Consider the following 1,366-nt stretch of genomic DNA (forward strand, 5'->3'; position numbering starts at 1 on the left):
CGATGTAAATTGCTACTTTCATGAAGTGGATTTTGAACATTTAAAAATACAAAAATTAAATGATTCCTCGTTTGTAGTAATTTATTTTTATTTATTAGTTTTATGTAGGTAAATCATTAAGTTTGAATGATAATTGCAAAAGCTCGTGAATTGCTTAAAGCAAACCGGATTTGGGTGAAATCGATAAAAATGAAAAAATAGTATTAGAGAATTGCCTAGATTTGAGAAATAATTGTGGACACCCAGGACAATATAAACCAAAAGAGTTTAAAGCACTAGCTTTTTTAGAGGATCTCATTACAATTCTATTTGATAAATAATCAAAACTTCACTGCTGCTCGTCCAATGTCATTAAGTTAAGCTTTATTTGTCATTCTGACGAAGGAAGAATCTCGTGTTAGTTGCTCATGTTGGTTGAGATTCTTCCTTCGTCAGAATGACAAAATCATCGACAAAATCCCTTAACTTAATGACATTGGGTACTCCTCTGCGACAGGTACCAACTTAAATTAATAATCAAATCATAGCGTTTGCAACGCTGTTTGTTACCCAGCTATCAAAATTATTCACTAAACTAATACCTCTCAATACGTCCTTCCCTACGGAAATTCTCCGACTTTGAGGAGGTGTGAGTCAGTCTGTGACTGACTAAAAATTCAAATATTCTAAAAACAAAACCCTTTGCCACTCCATAAATAATCAATAAATTAGCCACATGAAATTTTATATCAATAGACAATGAAAAATACTGCGCTGACGCACATACACGAGATTTTGGGAGCCAAAATGCTTCCTTTTGCTGGATACAATATGCCTATTTTATATGAAGGAGTTAATGCGGAACACGAAGTAGTTCGCAATGGTGTGGGCGTTTTTGATGTGTCGCATATGGGCGAATTCTTGCTAACGGGACCAAATGCTTTGGCTTTGATTCAGAAAGTGACTTCGAATGACGCTGCTACTTTAACTAACGGTCGAGCGCAATATTCGTGCTTACCGAACAACGATGGCGGAATTGTTGATGATTTATTAGTTTACAAAATAAAAGACGAGCAATATTTACTAGTCGTAAACGCTTCGAATATAGAAAAAGACTGGGATTGGATTTCAAGCTATAACGATTTGGATGTAGAAATGAAAAACCTTTCGGATGATTATTCTCTGCTGGCCATTCAAGGACCAAAAGCCTTAGAAGCGATGCAATCCTTGACATCGATAGATTTGTCGGCTATTCAATACTATCATTTTGAAGTGGGTGATTTTGCAGGAATCGAACATGTGATTATCTCTGCAACAGGATATACTGGTTCTGGTGGTTTCGAGATTTATTGCAAAAACTCGGAAGTAGAACAAATCTGGAATAAAG

General features: G+C 35.6%; 1 pseudogene. It reads left to right on the top strand.

The annotated features are described in order from the left end of the window. Window positions 1-738: 738 nt before the first annotated feature. Window positions 739-1,366, top strand: a pseudogene (locus tag EKL98_RS16010) (glycine cleavage system aminomethyltransferase GcvT); the annotation flags it as partial.

It is taken from the genome of Flavobacterium bomense (assembly GCF_003970355.1).